The organism is Paenibacillus catalpae (assembly GCF_900112695.1).
Classification (GTDB): domain Bacteria; phylum Bacillota; class Bacilli; order Paenibacillales; family Paenibacillaceae; genus Pristimantibacillus; species Pristimantibacillus catalpae.
Map to the genome: position 1 here is coordinate 785,879 of NZ_FOMT01000001.1, position 12,345 is coordinate 798,223.

Sequence of the window (12,345 nt, forward strand, 5' to 3'; positions counted from 1 at the left end):
TCTCAATATTTGCGGAATGGCGAATGGAAAACCTGGTCTCCCATGCAGCTGACGGGACAGGATATATACCAATCGACCATGGGGATTATCGGGCTGGGCAGAATTGGCCAAGCGTTGGCAAAGCGGGCAAAGGGCTTCGATATGCGGGTACTCTACTTTAACCGGAGTCGTAAGCTTGATGCAGAGCAGGAGAGTGGCATCGAATATGCGGAATTGGATGTTCTTCTAGCCCAGTCTGATTTCGTATGCTTGATGACCCCGCTGAACGACGAGACATATCATTTTATTGGGAAGCCAGAGCTGGAGCAGATGAAGTCCACAGCTGTCTTGATTAACACGGCGCGTGGAGGCATAGTGGACGAGGAAGCTCTTTATGATGCGTTAACGCAGGGCAAGCTTTGGGCGGCTGGTTTAGATGTATTCGAGCAAGAGCCGGTCCGAATGGATCATCCTCTCTTGAAGCTGCCTAACGTAGTTGTCCTTCCTCATATTGGAAGTTCTTCTATCCGAACCAGGACGTTAATGGCTGAATTGGCAGCAGAGAACTTAATTCGCGGATTACGTGGACAACAATCAGAGCACTTGGTGAATGCGTAAGTTATTTGAGTCTCTATCCATTATGGAATAAAAATGTCCTATCGGACGTTACTCTATGAAATGGGCTTCAAGCCAGGCCATTGGAAGTACCAAGCCGTACAAGCCTTAATAGAATAGATAGCTTCACAATCCATCTATGAGGGGGAAACATGCATGAGCATTATTAATTATGTCACGAAAAGCGGATTCGAATCGGGACTGACCGGCTGGACAACCTCCGGGACGGTAGGACTCAATTCGACTTACAGCCATACCGGCTCGAACTCCGCCCAGGTTGCAGGAGGGACGTCCGGCTCCTATATCTATAAGCTCGTTAGCGTACCCGACAGCAACAGCTTCCAGCTGATGGTCGTTTGCGTTGTCGAAGAACGGCTCCGGTCTCGGACCGTCCGTCGTTATCGGCGTCTTTTATTTCACGACCGGGCTCGTCTATCAGAATACGGGACTTATAGCCACGGTGCCTTCCCGCCTGCCGGACGCTACGGCGAATAACTGGAAGACCGCTTATTTTTACGTGGAACCTGCCTTCTCGGGAGCGACCATTGCTCAAATCTTCATTATGAATAGTTCGCTGGCCAATTCGGTGGACTTGTTCGTCGATGATGTCCAGCTGCTCAACAGTGCTTTGGACCTTGGCTAATCAGAAGCGGCCTTTTAATCATAAACCTTAGCTGTATCACGTTAAAAAAGCCGGCTCCATAATCGGAACCGGCTTCAAGCAATTACGGATTTTTACTGTTATTGACGGAACTGAAACATTCCGTTCATCGGTTGGGTCATATCATTTGTTGCAGGCTGATACGTCTGGAGGATCGTATTCGTTGTTTCTTCCTTCATCGTTGGTACTTGATAATAACCCATGCGATTCATGTATTGCCAAACCTCGTAGGCTTGCTCGGCACAATTCACGGAGCCTTGCTGCAGCATGCGGCGAACCTGCGGATCCGCACACTCCAAGGCCGCCATCATTTTTTTGGATGCCGAATTCTTATGACAAAGCAGCATGGCAGTAGCAACGGCACGGTCGTCTAACGTGCTGCCGGTGAGGTTAGGACTTTGTGGCGTTGGATGATCCAAGCCGTATTTAGGAGCCTGGTTTTCCATTGTTTTGAATGGCATCATTTGCCCAGAGCCCTGTTGATTTAACGACTGTACGGCAGAATGATACTCGCTCATCATCATTTGAGTATGACGGTCAAGCATTTGAGATAGTTGTTGATCCGTAACCATGGAGCGATACAGCTGGAAATGGTTGATGCCGTTAATAGCTGATGTTAGAATTTCATGAATCTCCATTGTTTCGTGTGCGCCTAAATGTGCAGCCATTTTTAAAAATCCTCCCTTAATCTAAATCGTGACCGCGTTATTATAACCAAAATTCCCAAGCTCATCCTTGTTGGTTCCGGCGTCTTTTTATCGACATTCAGGATAAGGATCCTTACGATATTGAAAGCCCTCAATCGGCCTGCAAGGCTAGATTGAGGGCTTTTGGTTTAGGTGATATAAGATATAAGACATATGAAATAAAGGGTCTTGAATAAGAGAAAGCTAAAATTGAAACGGAGGAAAGATCAATGAATGAATTAAAAGGAATCCACCATGTAACGGCGATTACAAGCAGTGCAGAGAAGAATTATGAGTTTTTCACGTATGTATTAGGCATGCGCTTAGTTAAGAAAACAGTCAACCAAGATGATATTCAAACTTATCATTTGTTTTTCGCAGATGATGAAGGCAGCGCAGGTACAGATATGACCTTTTTCGATTTCCCGAATATGCCTAAAGGCGTCCATGGCAATAACGAAATATATAAAACCTCTTTTCGGGTGCCAAGCGATGCGGCACTGGATTATTGGGAAAAGCGCTTTGATCGTCTAGCCGTTAAGCATACCGAAATACAAGAGCTGTTTGGTAAAAAAACGCTGTCGTTCATCGACTTTGATGATCAGCAATATCAGTTGATTTCCGATGAGAACAATAAGGGTGTTGCATCCGGAATTCCATGGAAAAAGGGACCAATTCCTTTAGAATACGCAATTACTGGTCTAGGCCCAGTCTTTGTACGGGTCGCTCAATTCGACTCCTTTAAAGAAATGTTGGAGAAAGTTCTGTTATTCAGGGAAATCGCCAAGGAAGGGTCATTCTATTTGTTCGAGATGGGTGAAGGCGGTAACGGCGCCCAAGTCGTGGTTGAACATAATGTTGTTTTGCCTCCGGCCAAGCAAGGGTTCGGCACGGTTCATCATACCGCATTCCGAGTAGCCGATCGCAGCGTGTTGGAGGAATGGATTAATCGTCTGGACACATTCAAATTGCGAACATCGGGATATGTTAATCGCCACTTTTTCGAATCCTTGTATGCCAGAGTTGCTCCTCAAATATTGTTCGAGTTTGCGACAGATGGTCCAGGGTTTATGGGGGATGAATCTTATGAAACTCTTGGCGAAAAGTTATCGCTGCCTCCATTCCTGGAACCGCAACGCGAACAAATTGAAAAGTTAGTTCGCCCCATTGATACGGTAAGAAGTACAAAGAATTTGGTGAAGGAATAAAGAGATAAAAATGCAACGCATAAATTTCCAACAACTCCACAAAATAATATTACATCCAAGAAAAGGAGTTGACGATTATGGCTAACCAATCCAACAATTTAGTTGTACCGCAAGCTCAAGCAGCTTTGAATCGCATGAAATATGAAGTGGCTACAGAACACGGCATCCAGCTCTCGGAGGGCTATAACGGAAATTTGACGACTCGTGAAGCAGGTACAATCGGCGGCAATATTACGAAACGTCTCGTTCAAATGGCTGAACAGTCCTTAAGCGGAGCAACATTCTCCAATACAAGCAGATAATAAGCACACAACAATTCCCCTCCATCTCACACATCACTTACCATCGGACAGCACGTTAAACGATGTTATAATGTTGGGATGAGAGGGGAATGCTTATGTTCATTTCACCTATGCTTCTTGATACGGCCGAAGAGCCCTTTGATTCCGATGATTACTTATTTGAACCTAAATTTGACGGCCATCGTCTTATGATCTCTTTTATTAATGGGCAAGTTAAAATGTTTACTCGACATAATAATGAAGTAACCAGACAATACCCGGAGCTGTTTAATGTCCCGGTAGGCAATCATATTGATGTGGTGTTTGACGGTGAAGTAGCAAGGGTTAGAGAAGACGGTACGAATGACTTTGAAGGACTCATGAACAGATTCCGGATGGGTAAGCTTACGAAAATGAAAGAAGCTTCAAGAACAGAGCCGGTTCACTATTTTGTATTCGATATCCTATACCTTAACGGCAAGTGCTTAACTCATTTACCGCTCGTCGAGCGCAAAAAGATTCTTGCACAAATACTTATACCCAATGCCTATTACCATGCAACATTGTCTATAAGCCAGCAGGGTAAGGCATTATTCAAAGTGATCGAAGATATAGGTTTAGCGGGTATCGTAGCAAAGAACAAGTACTCAAACTACGTTAGCGAACGTTCTGAGAATTGGCTGAAAATACTCAACTATCAACATGCTGAAGTGGCCATAAGCGGTTACAGACGCAATGAGTTTGGGTGGCTTGTTGAACATGAAGGCAGACCTGTTGGATGTATAGAATCAGCAGTGCCTGCAGATGCAAAGAAAGCTTTCCATAAAGTCGCTCCATCCATTATCACGGGTCAAGACAGACATTTTGTATATGTGAAGCCCATACTAAAAGTGAAAGTAAGGTTCCGTAACTGGACATCCAATAACATGCTTCGAACCCCCGAATATGTGGGATTCGCAAGTGAACTGAAAAGCCCCTGAATGATCCTAGTGGATCATTCAGGGGCTTTTCGTCCTTTACATAATCAAAATCCGTTTACCGAATTCCAAGTGCTCCTCCATGGCTTGACTAGCTTTGTCTGCCTCTCCACCCTGAATAAACTGGAAAATCCGAAGATGATCGTCATAAGAGACGCTGATTCTTGTCCGGTCTTTTCGAAGAACGCCAATGGCAATCCGATACAGCTGATCCTGCAGTCGCTCCATCGCTTGAGTGATTACTTCCTGGCGCCGTGTCGGTGTTCAACATCATTCTGCTGTTGAACTTCTATCGAGAGGTCCCTCAGGAACTGGAAGATGCCGCCTATATGGATGGTGCAGGACATTTGCGTACGCTCTGGCAAATTTATGTTCCGATGTCTTTGCCCGCGATTGCAACCATCACGCTGTTCTGTGTTGTCGGACATTGGAATGCGTGGTTCGACGGCATGATTTATATGAAAGGGAATCATTACCCGCTGCAAACTTACCTGCAGTCTATCGTGATCAAATTTGACTTTAATACGATGTCAATGAGCGAAGCGCAAAGATTGGCCAAATTAAATGACCGCTCGGTCAAAGCGGCCCAAATGATTGTAGCCGCGATTCCCATTCTGCTCGTCTACCCGTATTTGCAAAAATACTTTGTGGCGGGGATCCGTCTTGGCAGCGTGAAAGGGTAAAGCATTTACAAATGAAGGAAATGATAGACTCCGTGCAAGGGCTGTCCCAAAGGTCAATTTGGGGCAGCCTTTTCATTGGTTGGCAAGGGAGGGTGCGTTTCAAGGTTAAACAAGGTATTATTAATTATAAAATTGAATTTTGCGAGGGAAATGTGTGGAAACGCTCAAAACTTTTTTTGCCCATTCGATCGTCAAAAGGCTTGTGTTTGTCCTACTGGTCATTGTTTTGCTGTACAGTCTCAGAGATATGCTGAATTTGCTCCTTCTGCTATTTATGGTCACGTTTGTGATGAGTCGGGTACAAAGCATTCTTACGAAGCAGATACGACGGGTGATTCCGGTCTCGCCGGTTGTCGTCACCTCGGTCTTATATGTCGCGCTTATTGTGGGCCTCGTTTACGGTTTGGTTAATTACGTGCCCAAGCTGATCAATGAAATCGTGGATATCGTCAACAATGTGCAAAAGTTTCTAGGCTCTTCGCAAAACGATCAGATCGCCCAGGTGGTCGCCGATACGCTCGACAAGATCGAGTACAAGACCTATTTGAACAGTGCGCTTACTTATGCCAAGAAAATTGGCAGCTGGCTCGAAATTATTTTGCTTGTTATTCTGCTTAGCTATTTCTTCCTGCTCGAAAGACGTAAGATCGTTCAGTTTACGGAAAAGTTCAGCGGCAGCTCAATAAGCTGGCTGTATCTGGAATTCCGCTATTTTGGCGGCAAGTTTATTGCATCCTTCGGCAAGGTGCTTGAAGTACAGCTGTTGATTGCCGTCATTAATACGGTGCTCACCATTGCCGGCTTGTGGATTATGGGGTTCCCGTATCTGTTTGCGCTAACCATCATGGTATTTCTTCTTAGCCTTGTTCCGGTTGCTGGCGTAGTGGTATCCTTTATCCCGATTGCCATTATCGGCTACCAGATCGGCGGCAGTACAACCGTCATTTGGGTAATCGTGCTTGTTTTGGTTATCCATGCCCTGGAGACGTACTTCTTGAACCCCAGGCTGTATGCGCACAAGACAAATCTGCCGATGTTCTACACGTTTTTCATCCTCATTTTGTCCGAGCATTATATGGGCATTTGGGGGCTATTGATTGGCATTCCGATCTTTATGTTTATGCTGGACGTGCTCAAGGTGGAGCAAGCTGGTTCATCATCCGAGCCTCTTTAATGAGCGCAAGCGTCATGTAATCCCCCTCCGTAATTGAAGAGGGGGATTATTTTTGCTTGACTTGGAGTTCACTCTAGGTAGTAAGATCTAATAGTGGCTTTTTATATTTTAAAATTATAATCCAAGGGAGAATCAAATAGATATGACTGCAAAACGTGCCTGGTGCATGGCCAAAGTTTGTTCGTTACATTCAGAAACGAATGAGCAACGAACTCGTCAAGACGAAACAGGGGATGCTAGGAGAAAGAATGATGCGCTGCAAGAGAGCGGTGTTGCGGTGATCAATGGCAATAAGTTTTTTATTATTGAGGATTAACAAAGAAAAAACATTCAAGCTCCGGGTCAATGGTTTACGATCACTGAAGAACATCGTACAATTAGAATTCAGATTAGAAGGATAGGAGATTCTCTACATCATGACCAAAAAGAACAGTCAGAAAGTGTTTGGACTCGCTTTGCTGCTCGGATTATTTTCGACCCTTGGGCCTTTTACGATTGATATGTATTTACCGGCGTTCCCGGAGATTGTGAAGCAATTCGACACAACCCCTTCGCTGGTGCAGCTTAGCCTGACTGCTTGTTTGCTCGGACTTGGCATCGGACAGCTCGTCATGGGATCGCTCAGCGACGCCCACGGAAGACGTATTCCTCTGCTGATCTCCATGGCTGCTTATCTTGCCGCCTCATTAGCTTGTGCATTCTCTCCAAATATCGGTTTGTTGATTGCATTCCGATTTATACAAGGCTTTGCCGCTTCAGCAGGCATTGTTATTTCACGCGCGATCGCGCGCGACCTGTACAGCGGGCATGAGCTTACTAAATTTTTCTCGCTGCTCTTGCTTGTCGGTAATTTGGGGCCGCTCGTAGCACCGGTTTCGGGCAGCGGCGTTCTATCCTTCACGAATTGGAAGGGTGTATTCATAGCGTTGGCCTTGCTCGGAATCTACCTTACGGTGATGACAAAATTTGGGCTGAAGGAAACTTTGCCAGCTGATCGTCGGAGTTCCAGCAATTTCGTGCAGCAGCTGCAGAACTATGGCTCACTGTTGCGAGACCGCCAGTTTGTCGGCTACATGCTGGCACAAGGGATTATGATTGCGGGTGTCTTCGCGTATGTTTCCGGAACGCCGTTTATTTATCAAGATATTTACGGAGTTTCGCCGACCGGATTCGCTCTGTTGTTCGGATCCAATGGGATCAGTCTGATCATTGGTTCCCAACTTGTCGGTCGAATGTCGCACCGCGTATCGGAACAGACCTTCCTGTTAGTCGGCCTGTTGCTAGCCCTCTTGGCAAGCGTAGTTGTCTTGGTGGTCGCGTTCCTGCATGGGCCGCTGTTCGCACTCGTCATTCCGCTGTTTATCTTCGTAGCGTCAATCGGCATTACATCAACGGCAGCATTCCCGCTTGCAATGGAGAGTCAGAGTCATATGGCGGGCAGCGCAGCCGCGCTGCTTGGTGTCATTCCATTCTTGCTCGGAGCGGTCGTCTCGCCGTTAGTTGGTATCGCGGGTGAAGACACGGCCGTTCCGCTCGGCGTCATTATTCTATTGACGAGTGTTGCGGCGATGTTGTCTTACTTCCTTCTTGGTAAGAAGAAGTCCACGCTGATCACTAACGTAACGAGCGTCTAATATCATTTTGTTTAATTAAAGGGGTGTCCCATAAGTCATGTAAATGACTAAGGGGCACCCCTTTTAAATTTGGGTTAAATAGCAACCTGCGCATTTTAATGTTCTTCCGATCGCCATTGCTCGAGGATTCCTTTGAATCAACCTGGTAATAGCAGTGCAGGGATAGCCCTTGCACTGCTATTTTTACGGATGCGAGCCGTATCTCTAGCGAGCGAACCTCTTTTGAGACGGGCTCTTTATGTGTACTAGCTGTTTACAAACAATCTTTTGAAGCGGGACGTTTGGAATTTACGGCTGATCGCCAATAGCCATACCGTGGCTGCGGCCATTCCGATCGATACCAGGCACACCGCGGCAAAATGGAGCAGACTATTCAAGATAAACAGCTTTTCTGAATGAGTCACTTCCGCTGCTCCGCGAACGAGTACGATTGCGAGAGGGTGAAGAATATAAACCCATACTCGCCACTCCCGGAACGTTTTATTTGACCGGACCTTCCATTGCAAGGACCATTGGAACAGAAAATAAGTGGCGGGAAGCGCGAAAATATACATGCTGTCATGCCTTGGAATTCCCGCCGAATGCAAAAGTTCGCCTTCAACGAACATCATTCCGAGCGATACAGCAAACAAGGCCGCATTAACAAGCGGCTTTCTCTCCGGAATTTGTCTCTTGGCTGCCCAAGCCCCGATTGCCAAATAAATAGGGGCATAGAACAGCCCGTTACGCGTGTAATCAAACACAGTGAACATGCCTTCATAAACATGGACGATCCCGCTGCCGTTCTGCAGCATTCCATAGTAGCTGTCCCCAAGCAATCCTACGATATACAAGAGGCCGGCCGAAGCCAGCATGGCTTTCATCGTCATTTTCTGATACATATAGAAAGTTATATACAGGCCTAGTATTAACGCCGGCAAATACCACAAATGATAAAAGGTACCGTCAAACAAGATGTCCTTAATCAGGGAATAAGTCGTGAAGGATTCGGAAAAATAACCGGTATATATATTCAGCGGGAAATAGATGAGTAGGGCAGCGGTATATAATTTCAAGGTTTTCAGCATATAGCCGTGCAAGGCGTTACGATCCGTTATTGGATCTCCCGTCAGCTTGCGGAAAAATAAAAATCCGGCCGTCATGAAAAAAATCGGAACGGCAATGCGGGTGAAAAGATTGCTGATCAGAAAATCGGCAGCAGCGCTGTAGGATAGAAGCGGGCTGGTATGATTGGCAACGACCATGAGGGCTGCGCCAAACTTGATCCAATCCATTCCGCCGTAATTTGGTTTAGACATCGGTTTTACCTGCCTTTATCCAGACAAGCAGTAACAATAAATCCGTCCCTGTTGTTTCCGGATAAATGGTATCGGTCGCATGGTACGAGGGGAATGGTTGTAACAGCCCCCGCATCCGCCGCTGCATAATAGATCTGAACGAATGAATGCTCGTCCTCAAATACAAGGTGCTCTTTTTCGAACGGGTAGTTTTTAAGCTGATCGATATATTCCTCCAGGCACCAATCGTTTCGCTCCATGATCTCGGCGTGAGGATAGCCGATATAACGGAAATGCCACGGCTCGCAAGAAATGTGAGTGATGGCTTCCTTTCCTTCCTTGTACCGTTGGATGAAGCCAAAGCTTGCGGCAAGCCCCTTAAAAGACTTATACACTTCGGTATCGGGAAAGGCCGGCGCGATGAAATCCACGTTCTTGTTCAGCTTGCCAACGTCGATGGCCAGTCCCGTTTGATGCTCGCTCCGGTCAGGCCATGCGACGTAACGTGCAGTGTATTCCGCGCCTCTCTCGGCTAAAGTCGAAGCATAAATCTGCTCCTGCTCCCATTTGGTCCGATAGCCGCTGACGGCGATAATATCGTTGATTCCTTGACAAGCCTCCAGCAGATCAGCCAACTGCCGTAAACAGGTTTGCTCGAGCAGCATACCATCCCTCAGAGTATGGATAGACGGAATTGAGCTAAGCGGTAATAAACGGCTGGAAGAGATTGACTGACGTATGGGATTCTCGCGGTTGATCAGAACCAGATTGCCTTGGTGGATTTCGGAATTAGCTGCTTGAATCGTGTTGTAGGTTAGATGACGGCCTGATTGATTTTGTTTGACCAGGTTTGTTTGTCCCATCTTGTACGTACCTCCTCGATATCGGTATAGGCTCTTGCCACTCTTGCTCCTAGTGACGTGGATACTTCTTGCGCGACACTTTCGATGTGGGCGGCAAGCTCAGCAAACGTAATGTGATGATCGCCTTGCTGACCGATAAAGGTGACTTGCGTCCCTTCCGCACACGGCCCCGGAAGCCTAATCATCAGCTGGTCCATGCAGATTTTTCCAACAATGGGGACACGCTGACCTTCGATCAGCACCTCAGTGCCTTGCATCCGTTGCGACCAGCCGTCAGCGTAACCGATCGGGACTGTTCCGATCCATTCGTCTTCCTCGGCCCGGTAGGAATTGTTGTACCCGAGATATTCCCCTTTAGCCAGCTTCTTCACTTGAATCAGACGGCTATGGAGACTTAAAGCCGGCTCCAGCTTTACCGAACAAGCAAGATTCTTCGGATAGAAGCCGTACATTGCCGCCCCAATCCGAACCATATCCATCGCCAGATGGGGAAATCTTAGCGCCGCAATACTTCCCGCGCAATGATAATGCCGGATCGTTAGGCCCGACGAGTGTCCCCAATCCATCATCTGGGCGAAGCGCGCAGCTTGCTGTTCCAGATAGTCGGTATCGGCTTGCCCGGCCGTCGCGAAATGCGTATAGAAGCCGTCGACTTCGACATCCTCCGCGCGCAGCCACGGCAGAATCTCATCCCATTCTTCTTTGGTCCGGATGCCGATCCGTCCGAGTCCCGTATCCATCTTCACATGAACCCGAAGCTTTCCGGGGGAAGCGTATGGCTTATAGGCTCTCATCTCAGAGAACCATTTCGCGCTTGTGACGGTTAATGTCAAGTTGAACTTCAGCACCAATTGCACCTGCTCCGGCCGAATGGGCGCCAATAAGAGAATGGGCAATTTCATTCCGGCATCGCGCAGTCGCAACGCTTCCTCAAGGTAGGCAACCGCCAAATAATCGGCACCCGCCCGCACGGCCGCTGTCGCCGACTCGATGTCGCCATGCCCGTAGCCGTTCGCCTTTACGACGGCCATCAGCTTCACCGAAGATGGCAGAGACTGGCGAATGTTTAGCATATTCTCGCGAATGCGGTTCAAACTAATTTCAGCCCAAGTATCTCTTAACATGCCGTTCACCTCACTCATCTTGTATATTGAAGCGTTTGTTTGTTTTTGTGACGGGCGATAGCGTGCCCGATTAATTTTTCAATCAGCTCGGAATAGGCCGTTCCGTCGGTACGTTCCCACATGACCGGATACATGCTGAAATTCGTAAATCCGGGTAAAGCGTTAATTTCGTTCAGGAACAAATCACCTTCTCTACCCAGGAAGAAGTCGACGCGGGCGAGACCTTCGCAGCCATGAGCTTGATAGGCTCTGATTGCCAGCTCACGGATTCGCTGAGTCAAGCCGTCCGCCAGCTTGGCCGGAATCGACATCGTAAGCCGCTTGTCCATGTACTTGGATTCGTAATTGAAGAAAGTATGATCATGGATGAATTCGCCGGGTAATGAAGCTAACGGCCTCTCGTTGCCGATTACGGCTACTTGGATTTCCCTGCCGACCACTTCGCGCTCGATTACGAGCTTGTTATCGTAATAGAAAGCCTCGCGAATACCGGTCAGGAGCTCCCCTCGGTTTAAACATCTGCTTATGCCGATGCTTGAGCCGAGAGAGGCGGGCTTCACGTAGCACGGATATCCGATTAAATGCTCGACATCACGCAGCACCGCTTCTTCATTTGTTCTCCACTCTTCGAAGCGGCATACTTTATATTCCGTCTGCTGAATGTCGGCTTGGGCCAAGACCTGCTTCGACATCGCCTTGTCCAAGGTAAGCGCGGACGCCAGTACGCCGTTTCCGACGTATGGAACGTTCAGCAGCTCCAGCAAACCTTGTACCGTGCCGTCCTCTCCGTTGGAGCCGTGCAATAACGGCAATACGACCTTTGGTCCGGGCAAAGCCATTACACCTGACAGGATTTCGCCAATAGACCGGGCCGGGTCGTGAAACGCTGGCTCCGCAATTAAACGTTCGACCGTCAAATCCTCCTTGGAAAGATGTCCTGGCGTGCACCACAAGCCATCACGCGAAATATAAACGGGATAAACCTCATAGCGGGTTTCGTCAATGGAAAGCAGGACTGTAACCGCCGTTTTTAATGACACTTCATGTTCGACGGATTTGCCGCCGTATAGAACGTATAGCTTTGTTTTCATATGAAAAACCTCCAGGCAGGATTCTTGTCCGTTGCTCTATCTCCAAGATAACGGTTAAGGCCCGGGAGGTTCGTAAAACATCTTAAAGGAAA

Annotated in this window: 15 protein-coding genes; 9 read left to right on the plus strand and 6 right to left on the minus strand. The window is 47.5% G+C overall.

Translation table 11 applies throughout. From position 1 onward, the window contains the following. The first annotated feature begins 9 nt into the window (after positions 1-9). Positions 10-597 carry a 2-hydroxyacid dehydrogenase gene (locus BM200_RS30710; protein WP_342716218.1) on the plus strand — a complete coding sequence of 196 codons (588 nt, stop codon included), beginning with the start codon at positions 10-12 and terminating at the stop codon, positions 595-597. 153 nt (positions 598-750) lie between these two features. Continuing rightward, on the plus strand, positions 751-1,089 hold the full coding sequence (locus BM200_RS03115; RefSeq protein ID WP_091181224.1) for a hypothetical protein: 339 nt from the start codon (positions 751-753) through the stop codon (positions 1,087-1,089). 246 nt (positions 1,090-1,335) lie between these two features. Here BM200_RS03115 and BM200_RS03120 read toward each other — a convergent pair whose 3' ends face one another. After that, positions 1,336-1,923 (minus strand): spore coat protein, encoded by a 588-nt coding sequence (locus BM200_RS03120; RefSeq protein ID WP_091181227.1) that lies wholly within the window; start codon positions 1,921-1,923, stop codon positions 1,336-1,338. A 248-nt stretch (positions 1,924-2,171) separates the two neighbouring features. Between BM200_RS03120 and BM200_RS03125 the strand changes: the two genes are divergently transcribed. The 3 genes from BM200_RS03125 (at position 2,172) to BM200_RS03135 (ending at position 4,410) form a co-directional block, all read left to right on the plus strand. Next, complete coding sequence (locus tag BM200_RS03125; protein ID WP_091181229.1) at positions 2,172-3,149, plus strand: ring-cleaving dioxygenase; 978 nt, start codon at positions 2,172-2,174, stop codon at positions 3,147-3,149. 77 nt (positions 3,150-3,226) lie between these two features. Beyond that, positions 3,227-3,451 (plus strand): alpha/beta-type small acid-soluble spore protein, encoded by a 225-nt coding sequence (locus BM200_RS03130; RefSeq protein WP_091181232.1) that lies wholly within the window; start codon positions 3,227-3,229, stop codon positions 3,449-3,451. Between the two features lie 89 nt (positions 3,452-3,540). Next, entirely contained in the window at positions 3,541-4,410 is an 870-nt protein-coding gene (locus BM200_RS03135; RefSeq protein ID WP_091181235.1) for an ATP-dependent DNA ligase, read from the plus strand. 36 nt (positions 4,411-4,446) lie between these two features. Here the strand turns inward: BM200_RS03135 and BM200_RS03140 are convergent, their stop codons facing one another. Next, positions 4,447-4,635, minus strand: a complete 189-nt coding sequence (locus tag BM200_RS03140; RefSeq protein ID WP_245772874.1) for an FCD domain-containing protein — start codon at positions 4,633-4,635, stop codon at positions 4,447-4,449. A gap of 32 nt (positions 4,636-4,667) precedes the next feature. Between BM200_RS03140 and BM200_RS03145 the strand changes: the two genes are divergently transcribed. From BM200_RS03145 to BM200_RS03155, 4 genes are all read left to right on the plus strand, one after another. Next, entirely contained in the window at positions 4,668-5,090 is a 423-nt protein-coding gene (locus tag BM200_RS03145; protein ID WP_342716219.1) for a carbohydrate ABC transporter permease, read from the plus strand. A 154-nt stretch (positions 5,091-5,244) separates the two neighbouring features. Then, entirely contained in the window at positions 5,245-6,264 is a 1,020-nt protein-coding gene (locus BM200_RS03150; RefSeq protein WP_091181240.1) for an AI-2E family transporter, read from the plus strand. A 142-nt stretch (positions 6,265-6,406) separates the two neighbouring features. Beyond that, positions 6,407-6,580: a hypothetical protein gene (locus BM200_RS29870; RefSeq protein WP_175532716.1), complete on the plus strand. Its 174-nt coding sequence runs from the start codon at positions 6,407-6,409 to the stop codon at positions 6,578-6,580. Between the two features lie 100 nt (positions 6,581-6,680). Beyond that, on the plus strand, positions 6,681-7,898 hold the full coding sequence (locus BM200_RS03155; protein WP_091181242.1) for a multidrug effflux MFS transporter: 1,218 nt from the start codon (positions 6,681-6,683) through the stop codon (positions 7,896-7,898). A gap of 245 nt (positions 7,899-8,143) precedes the next feature. Here the strand turns inward: BM200_RS03155 and BM200_RS03160 are convergent, their stop codons facing one another. The 4 genes from BM200_RS03160 to BM200_RS03175 are packed head-to-tail and all read right to left on the minus strand — an operon-like array spanning position 8,144 to position 12,253. Further along, positions 8,144-9,196, minus strand: coding sequence for an acyltransferase family protein (locus tag BM200_RS03160; RefSeq protein WP_091181245.1), 1,053 nt, complete (start codon positions 9,194-9,196; stop codon positions 8,144-8,146). Positions 9,197-9,201: 5 nt separating this feature from the next. Further along, positions 9,202-10,038, minus strand: coding sequence for a D-alanyl-D-alanine carboxypeptidase family protein (locus BM200_RS03165; protein ID WP_245772875.1), 837 nt, complete (start codon positions 10,036-10,038; stop codon positions 9,202-9,204). After that, the gene (gene alr / locus BM200_RS03170; protein WP_091181248.1) at positions 9,990-11,162 is read right to left on the minus strand and encodes an alanine racemase; all 1,173 of its coding nucleotides are present in this window, start codon (positions 11,160-11,162) and stop codon (positions 9,990-9,992) included. Before alr ends, BM200_RS03165 begins: the two co-directional genes overlap by 49 nt. Positions 11,163-11,176: 14 nt before the next feature. Further along, positions 11,177-12,253 carry a D-alanine--D-alanine ligase family protein gene (locus BM200_RS03175; protein ID WP_091181250.1) on the minus strand — a complete coding sequence of 359 codons (1,077 nt, stop codon included), beginning with the start codon at positions 12,251-12,253 and terminating at the stop codon, positions 11,177-11,179. Positions 12,254-12,345: the final 92 nt, after the last annotated feature.

Excerpts from the sequence above, each read along its gene's own strand:
- BM200_RS03165 (WP_245772875.1), bottom strand. The coding sequence starts at position 10,038 with ATGGGACAAACAAACCTGGTCAAACAAAATCAATCAGGCCGTCATCTA.
- BM200_RS03120 (WP_091181227.1), bottom strand. The coding sequence starts at position 1,923 with ATGGCTGCACATTTAGGCGCACACGAAACAATGGAGATTCATGAAATT.
- BM200_RS03160 (WP_091181245.1), bottom strand. The coding sequence starts at position 9,196 with ATGTCTAAACCAAATTACGGCGGAATGGATTGGATCAAGTTTGGCGCA.
- BM200_RS03125 (WP_091181229.1), top strand. The coding sequence starts at position 2,172 with ATGAATGAATTAAAAGGAATCCACCATGTAACGGCGATTACAAGCAGT.
- BM200_RS03130 (WP_091181232.1), top strand. The coding sequence starts at position 3,227 with ATGGCTAACCAATCCAACAATTTAGTTGTACCGCAAGCTCAAGCAGCT.
- BM200_RS03115 (WP_091181224.1), top strand. The coding sequence starts at position 751 with ATGAGCATTATTAATTATGTCACGAAAAGCGGATTCGAATCGGGACTG.
- BM200_RS03175 (WP_091181250.1), bottom strand. The coding sequence starts at position 12,253 with ATGAAAACAAAGCTATACGTTCTATACGGCGGCAAATCCGTCGAACAT.
- alr (WP_091181248.1), bottom strand. The coding sequence starts at position 11,162 with ATGTTAAGAGATACTTGGGCTGAAATTAGTTTGAACCGCATTCGCGAG.
- BM200_RS03135 (WP_091181235.1), top strand. The coding sequence starts at position 3,541 with ATGCTTATGTTCATTTCACCTATGCTTCTTGATACGGCCGAAGAGCCC.
- BM200_RS03155 (WP_091181242.1), top strand. The coding sequence starts at position 6,681 with ATGACCAAAAAGAACAGTCAGAAAGTGTTTGGACTCGCTTTGCTGCTC.
- BM200_RS03140 (WP_245772874.1), bottom strand. The coding sequence starts at position 4,635 with ATGGAGCGACTGCAGGATCAGCTGTATCGGATTGCCATTGGCGTTCTT.
- BM200_RS29870 (WP_175532716.1), top strand. The coding sequence starts at position 6,407 with ATGACTGCAAAACGTGCCTGGTGCATGGCCAAAGTTTGTTCGTTACAT.